The organism is Corallococcus aberystwythensis, assembly GCF_003612165.1.
GTDB lineage: Bacteria > Myxococcota > Myxococcia > Myxococcales > Myxococcaceae > Corallococcus > Corallococcus aberystwythensis.
On record NZ_RAWK01000364.1, the window covers coordinates 1 to 7,856 of the forward strand.

General features: G+C 71.2%; 4 protein-coding genes. 3 read left to right on the plus strand and 1 reads right to left on the minus strand.

Going from position 1 to position 7,856, the window contains the following annotated elements:
- Positions 1–1,807 (minus strand): glycosyltransferase family 4 protein (locus tag D7W81_RS37615; protein ID WP_244227705.1); only part of this gene is annotated, 1,807 nt, incomplete at its 3' end.
- Positions 1,808–2,034: 227 nt separating this feature from the next.
- On the opposite strand from D7W81_RS37615, the gene D7W81_RS37620 reads away from it, so the two are divergent.
- The 3 genes from D7W81_RS37620 to D7W81_RS37630 all read left to right on the plus strand — a co-directional run bounded on the left by D7W81_RS37620 (position 2,035) and on the right by D7W81_RS37630 (position 7,741).
- Positions 2,035–4,524: a DUF4912 domain-containing protein gene (locus D7W81_RS37620; protein WP_147445764.1), complete on the plus strand. Its 2,490-nt coding sequence runs from the start codon at positions 2,035–2,037 to the stop codon at positions 4,522–4,524.
- 26 nt (positions 4,525–4,550) lie between these two features.
- The gene (locus D7W81_RS37625) at positions 4,551–6,140 is read left to right on the plus strand and encodes a glycoside hydrolase family 57 protein (RefSeq protein ID WP_120560193.1); all 1,590 of its coding nucleotides are present in this window, start codon (positions 4,551–4,553) and stop codon (positions 6,138–6,140) included.
- Between the two features lie 101 nt (positions 6,141–6,241).
- Entirely contained in the window at positions 6,242–7,741 is a 1,500-nt protein-coding gene (locus D7W81_RS37630; protein WP_120560194.1) for a trypsin-like peptidase domain-containing protein, read from the plus strand.
- The last annotated feature ends 115 nt before the right edge of the window (positions 7,742–7,856 follow it).

Below are 7,856 nucleotides of genomic sequence, written 5' to 3' on the forward strand. Positions count from 1 at the left end.
AGGTGGGGCGGCGCACGATGGGCGTCGCTGCGGGGGCTTCGTCCTCCGATGAGAAGGGCCGCCGGACGACAGGGGTGGGGGCCCGCTCTTCGTCCTCGTCTGTCGGACGGCGCACGACCGCCGTCGCTCCGGAGGAGCCATCCTCGGAGGCGCGGTCCTGGGGTTCCGGAGTCCTGGCGTCGTCCCCGCCGACGTCCTTCAGGAGCAGGGCCTTCGCGGCGGGGCTCGTCACCAGCTCGGTGGGCGGACCCGGCTCCGAGCCTCGGCCTCCAAGGGGCTCCGGTTCCTCCTTCGCGGGGGCGGAGGGGAGGGCGGTCCTCGCGGTGTCGTCCGTCGTCCTGGGCGCTGGAGTGGACGCGGGCTCTGGCGGGGGCGCGGCCTCCGTGGTCTCCGGAGCGGCGGGGGCGGGCGCGGCGGACTCGCGCAGCGGCAGCCCCAGGACCATGGGGACTTCGTCGGGCCGCATGTCCGGCTCGGTCTTGACCAGCCGCGTGTCCATCCCGTCGTCCAGGGCCATGCCCATCACCAGCGGCACGTCCTCCTCGCCTTCCTTCGCGGGAGGCTCGGCGGCTTCGTCGGACGCGGCCTGGGCGGCGGGCTTCGCGGGCGGCTTGGGTGCCGGCGCGGGCTTGGACGCCTCCGGCATGCCCAGGTTCGCGAGCCGGTTCGTGGGCGTGCCCGTCATCGTGACGTCGGGCGGCTCGCTGGCGGCCTCCACCGGGAGGTGGCCCCGCTTCTCCAGCAGCGAGTCATAGAGGTCCAGCAGCTGGCCCCGGATGAGGCCCGCGTCCAGCACCTTCTCCGCGAACGCACGCCCGGCTTTGCCAAGCGCCACGCGGCGGGGCACGTCGCGCGCCAGGTCCAGGATGCGCTCGGAGAGGGCGCGGCTGTCGCCCGGGGGGAAGAAGACGGCCGCTTCCTTCGGAATCAGCTCGCGGGTGACGGGCAGGTCCGCGGCGATGACCGGCCGGCCGGCGGCCAGGTACTCGGAGACCTTGGCCAGCGGTCCACCCTGGAGCCGGTTGCGCTCCGAGTCGTCCAGCGGCAGCACGCCCACGTCCGCCAGCGCCAGCACCTTGACCAGGTCGTCGTGCGTGACGGGCGGCTGGAAGTCCACCTTCTCCTTGATGCCCAGGTCGTTGACCAGGTCTTCGAGGTGGGGCTTCCAGTCCGGGTGGTGCGCGCCCACCAGCGTCAGGCGCACGTCCACCTGCTGGGCCGCGAGCGCCGTGGCGCGCAGCAGGGTGGGCAGGCCCTGCCAGCCCACGTGGCTGCCCAGGTACATCATGCGCAGGGGCGAACCGTCCGGGGCGCCGAGCACCTCCGGGTCGTACGGCTTCAGGTCCACCGGCGCGCGAATCGTGCGCAGCTGGTCCTCCGCCGCGCCCAGCCCCTGGATGTACGCGCGCGTCGTCTGCGAGCCGGTGACGACGAGGTCCGCGTTCATCAGGCAGAACAGCTCCTGACGGCGGATCTTCGACAGGAAGCGGCGGTCCCCGTCCGTCTGGGGATGCGTGTAGCGCAGCTCCTGCGACGGGAACGTCTGCGCCTCATAGATGAGGCGGTAGCCATAGTCCGCCTTCAGCTCGCACAGCGCGTAGCCGCCAAAGGGGTCCGTGAAGTGGGCAAGGGCGTAATCCTCGCTCTCCAGCTGTCGCCGCACGGCCCGTTCAAAGGACTGGATGCGCGAAGCCAGGTCCCCGGAGCCTACCGGGACGCGGAGCAGCCGGGCGCCCTGGTACTTCTCGATATGGGAGTGGTCGGGCGTCTTCGCCGACAGCACCACCACGGAGAAGCGATCAGGCAACGCCTTCAGATACTCGGTCAGTCGGCGTGAGGAGCCAGACGGGCCGGGGATGACGTCAAAGCTGCACAGGAGAAGTCTGGGCAGGTCACTCAAGCGGTCGCAGGATACTTGGACCGGGGTGAGGTGTCATCGGGCGTGACAGAAGATGAGGGGGTCGGCGGAACAACACATCCCGTGACGGATGCGTTGACCCCCTGTATGCCGCGTCATAACGAGGCGAGGTGTCCATGGATGAGCGGAAGGGCGTCACCGTGAGCTACCTGCGGCAGCTGGCCCGGAAATACCTCCGGGACGGAGCTGGCGCGTCCCGCGGGCGGGAGCTGGTCTCCTCCCTGGCCGAGCGCATTCCCGCCCTGGGGCGGCTCGCGCGCATGGCCGGGCTGGCGACGTCCCGGCGCGGCTCCGGTGGCCTGGGCGGCGAGGAGCGGAAGCTGGATTCTGGCCGGGCGGACTCCCACCCCGTCCCAGCCTCCGCGCCCGAAACCGTCCCCCTGCCGTCGCCGAAGGGCTCCGTCGCATCAGCTGCACGGGAACTTTCCGAGGAGCCCATCACGGAGCCCAGTGGCGGGCCCAAGACGCGGCCCGCGCGGGTGGTGACGTTCCAAGCCCGAGGCAAGGCGCGCCGCGACCCGGACGACGAGGACACGCTGCCCCTGGCTCCCGACGCGCCGACGCCGCGCCCGTCGAGTGCTCCCAAGGGGGACGTGCCCGCCGCCGTGAAGCCCACGCCCGCCGCGCCGGAGCCGACGCATGCCGCCGAGCCCCTGGTGGAGGGGTTCTTCGTCACGAAGATGGCGGGAGAGAAGGAAGCGCGCCGCCACCACCTCCTGGAGGAGCAGGCGCCGCGCCTGCCTCCCGCGGACGCGTCGCCGGAGCGGGACGAGCACCTGAGCATGCTGCCCCTGGACTACCAGGACGACGCGATGGTGCTGCTCGCGAGGGATCCGCACACGCTCTTCGTGTTCTGGGACTTCAGCGACGCCAGCAGGAACCGGGCCCTGGACGAACTGCCGTCGCCGCGCGCGGTGATGAAGGTGTTCGACGGCGAGGGCGTGTCGCGCGAGGTGGACTTCGCGCTGGAGTCGCGCAGCTTCTATCTGCAGGGCATGACGCCCGGGCGGACGTACCGGGTGGAGGCGCACTTCGTCGGTTCGGATGGACGGTCGCGGCGCATCGGCCATTCGTCCAATCGGGCCACGCTGCCGCCCGCGGGGCCGTCCGTGGACACGTCCATCCGGTTCCTGCGCATGCCGCCTCCGCCGGTGGTGGACCGGTCGCGCACGGAGGCCGTGCCCCCGTCCGCGTCCGCACGGGTCCCCCGGGTGGAGGAGCGCGAGTACGTGACCTGGCGCCGGGTCCAGTTGCCGGGCAGCGCGGGCGTGGTGGATGTGCCGGAGGTCCGCCGCGAACGCGACGAGACCTATGTCGATGCGCCTCGCGTCCCGGGAGCTTCGGACCAGCGCTATGCGGAGGAGGCCTATCTGGAGAGCCCGCCGCGTGCGCCGGGGGCTTCGGATCAGCAGTACGCGCGGATGGGGGAGGCGGTGCTCGGTGAGGGCGGGGTGCTGGCCCCGTCGCGCGCGCCCGGAGCGTCGGACCAGCGTTACCTGTCGGTGGAGCGTGCGCCGGGCGCTTCGGACCAGCGCTACGCGCAGGGCGGGGACGTGGCGGCTCCCCGGTATCTGGAGGTGCCGCGTGCGCCGGGCGCTTCGGATCAGCGTTACGAGCAGTCGCTGCTTCCGGGCGGCGTGTCGGAATACCGCTATCTGGAGGTGGCGCGCGCACCGGGTGCGTCGGACCAGCGGTACGTGGAGGGCGCGGGAGGGCAGGGGCCTCGGGAGGCGGGAGCTTCGGACCAGCAGTATCTGACCGTGCCGCGTGCGGCGGGTGCTTCGGATCAACGCTACCTGTCCGCGGATCGCGCGACGGGTGCTTCGGACCAGCAGTATCTGACCGTGCCGCGTGCGGCGGGCGCTTCGGATCAACGTTACCTGTCCCCGGATCGCGCGACAGGGGCCTCGGATCAGCAATACCTGAGTGTGCCTCGGGCGGCTGGGGCCTCGGATCAGCGCTACCTGTCCGTGGATCGCGCGACAGGGGCCTCGGATCAGAAATACCTGAGTGTGCCTCGGGCGGCTGGGGCGTCAGATCAGCGCAACCTGTCCTCGGATCGCGCGGCGGATGCTTCGGATCAGTCGCACGCCAGTGCGGCCGGCGCTCCGGACGCTCGCTCCCTGAAGGGGCAGGGCGCGCAGGGGGACGTGCTTGAAGCTCGGGACCTGCCGCTGTCGCGTCCGGCTGGAGGGGCGACTCCGGCGCCGGTGAGTGCCTCGACTCCGGGGTCGGCCCACCCGGATGCGTGGCGGCCTTCGGAGCCCGAGCCTCCCAAGGACCCCTGGGCCTTGAGCGTGGCGCGAGGCCCCAGCGCTTCCGAACAGCGCGCCCTCGACAAGGCCCGCGAAGCCACCGAGGCCTCGCGAAAGGCCGCACCGGTCTCCACGCCTCCGAGCCCCGCGCCCGCGAACGTCGAAGCTCCGTCGGCACAAGCCCCGGCCGCTCCGGCGACCGCGACCAAGCCCACAGTGCCGGTGGCTTCCAGCGCCGCGCCCACTCCCTCCGCCGCGCCCCCGAAGCCGGCCCAGAGCACACCCGAGCCCAAGTCCCCGGGCTCCAAGCCCTCCTCCAAGTCCCGGCCTTCGCGCCGTGGACGGAAGTGAACCCGCACGGCCTCTCCGACCGACCTATGAGCCTGGGCTCCCTCGCGCTGGTCCTCCACGCGCACCTGCCGTTCGTCCGCCACCCCGAGTACGAGGACTTCCTCGAGGAGGACTGGCTCTACGAAGCCATCTCCGAGACGTACCTGCCGCTGTTGCGCGTGTTCGACACGCTGGTCGAGGACCGCGTCCCCTTCCGGGTGACGATGACGCTCTCGCCCACGCTCGTGTCGATGCTCAACGACGACCTGTTGCGTGAGCGCTACGCCCGGCGGTTGGACTCGCTCTGCGAGCTGGGCGCCCGCGAGGTGCACCGCACCCGCGACGACGCCACCTTCCACCCGCTGGCCGTCTTCCACCGCGACCACTTCGAATCGCTGCGCCTCGCGTACCACAACCACTACAAGCGCGACCTCGTGGCGGCGTTCCGCAGGCTCCAGGACTCCGGCCACCTGGACATCCTCACCTGCAACGCGACCCACGGCTTCCTGCCGCTCATGCAGCAGACGCCGGAGGCCGTGCGCGCCCAGGTCACGGTCGCGGCGAACCACTACCGCCAGAACTTCGGCCGCGACCCCGCCGGCATCTGGCTGGCCGAGTGCGGCTACTACCCGGGCCTGGAGCGCATCCTCTCCGCCGAGCGCATCCGCTACTTCTTCGTGGACACGCACGCGCTCACGGACGCCACGCCCCGTCCGCTGCACGGCCCCTACGCGCCCGTCTTCACCGAGCCCGGCGTGGCCGCCTTCGCGCGCGACCCGGAGAGCAGCCAGCAGGTGTGGAGCACCGAGCACGGCTACCCCGGCGACCCCGTCTACCGCGAGTTCTACCGGGACATCGGCTGGGACCTGGACCTGGACTACGTCCGGCCCTTCATCCAGCCCACCGGCGACCGCAAGAACACCGGCTTCAAGTACTTCCGCATCACCGGCAAGACGAACGACAAGCAGCCCTACAACCCGGCCGCGGCCCGCGAGCGCGCCTGGGTCCACGCGGGCAATTTCCTCTTCAACCGCGAGCGCCAGTTCGAATACCTCGCGTCGCGCATGGGCGGCCGCAAGCCCGTGGTCGTCGCGCCCTATGACGCGGAGCTCTTCGGCCACTGGTGGTTCGAAGGTCCCCACTTCATCGACGCGCTCATCCGCCAGGCCGCGCGAAACCCCAGCCGCTTCCAGCTCATCAGCCCGCTGGACGACCTGCGCGAGCACCCGGAGAACCAGGTGGCCACGCCGCCCATGTCCTCCTGGGGCGCGGGCGGCTACGCGAACATGTGGCTGGACGGGACCAACGACTGGATCTACCGGCACCTCAACCACGCCGCGCGGCAGATGGTGGAGCTGGCCCGGGACTTCCCGGACGCGTCGTCCCTCAAGCGTCGTGCGCTGAACCAGGCCGCGCGGGAGCTGCTGCTCGCACAGTCCTCCGACTGGGCCTTCATCATGAAGACCGGCACCATGGTGGACTACGCCGTGCGCCGCACGAAGGAGCACCTGCAGCGCTTCCTGCGCCTGCACGACCAGGTGCGCGCGGGCACCGTCGACGAGTCCTGGCTCTCCCACGTGGAGGCCCGGAACAACCTGTTCCCCGAGCTGGACTACCGCGTCTACCGGCCCGGTTGAGCGCTCCGGGAACAGGCGGCCGTGCCCGGGGTTCACCTTCTGTCCCCGGGCGATGTCGTTCCGGTTGCGGGGCTTCGTTTCCGCTTTAGGTTGAGGAATCCATGACCCACACGCTCCCTTCGTTCCGTCGCAAGCTCGTGGCCGCCGTGCTGGTGTGGGTGTCGCCCACGCTCGCCCTCGCGCAGGCTCCCGCCGCCAAGCCGGCCGCGCCCCAGACGCAGCAGGCGGCGTCCGGTCAGGCCGGCAACCTCCAGCCCGCCACGCGTGATTCCCAGTCGCTGTCCTCGCTGGCGCCGCTGGTGGACTCGGTGAAGTCCGCCGTGGTGAACGTGGACGTGCAGGCCCGTCCGGAGATGCCCGAGGGCATGGAGGACAACCCCCTCTTCGACAAGTTCTTCGGGGGCAACGGGCGGGGAGGCCGCGGCCGCAGCGAGCGCGAGCAGATCCGCCAGGGCGCCGGGTCCGGCTTCATCATCGACCCCAAAGGCCTGGTGCTCACCAACAACCACGTCATCGAGGACGCGGTCACCATCACCATCCGCCTGGATGACGGCCGCTCCTTCACGGGCGAGGTGGTGGGGCGCGACCCGCTCACCGACGTGGCCGTGGTGAAGGTCAAGGAGAAGGTGGATCAGCTCCCCACGGTGAAGCTGGGGGACTCCGACGCCGTGCGCGTGGGTGACTGGGTGCTGGCCATCGGCAACCCGTTCGGCCTGGCCTCCAGCGTGAGCGTGGGCATCCTGTCCGCGCGCGCCCGGGAGATTGGCGCCAGCGTGTACGACGACTTCCTCCAGACGGACGCGGCCATCAACCCCGGCAACTCCGGCGGCCCGCTCTTCAACATGAAGGGCGAGGTGGTGGGCATCAACACCGCCATCGTCGGCGGCGGCACGGGCATCGGCTTCTCCGTGCCCAGCAACCTCATCAAGGCGCTGCTGCCGCAGCTGGAGAAGGAAGGCTCCGTCACGCGTGGCTGGCTGGGCGTGGGCATCCAGCCGCTCACGCGCGAGCTGGGGCAGGCGCTGAAGCTGCCGGTGAGCGAGGGCGCCATCCTCACGCAGATCAACCCCGGCTCCCCGGCGGCGAAGGCGGGGCTCAAGGCGGACGACGTGGTGGTGGCCGTGGACGGCAAGCAGGTGCGCTCCGACAGTGAGCTCACCCGCACCGTGGCGCTCAAGAAGCCCAACAGCGTCACGACGCTGAGCCTCTACCGCGACGGCAAGAAGCAGGACGTCAAGGTGACCATGGGCACCCGGCCGGACCTGGAGGGCCTGTCCAAGAAGAAGCCGGAGGCCGCCGACGAACAGGACAGCTCCCGCCGCGTGGGCGTGTCGCTGCAGGACCTAGATGCGCGCACGGCGTCCCAGGCGGGCTTCACCGAGCGCGCCGGCGCGCTCATCACGGACATCATCCCCGGCTCGCCCGCGGACCGCGCGCAGCTGACGCCGGGCATGCTGGTGGTGGAGGCGAACCGCAAGCCCATCGCCAGCGCGAAGGAGCTGGCCGCCGCCATCCGCGCCGCGCCCAAGGGCAGCACGCTGCTGCTGCGCGTGGCCGGCCCCGGCGGCGGGCGCCTCTTGCGCGCGCTGACCGTGCCCTGATGCCGAAGCAGCGGCATGAAGACTCACGAAGGCCTGGATGCATGCACACGGGGGTGGATGAACGTCGATGAGCATCAACTACGTCTCGTTGGGTGACAGCACGGCGGTGGGGGTG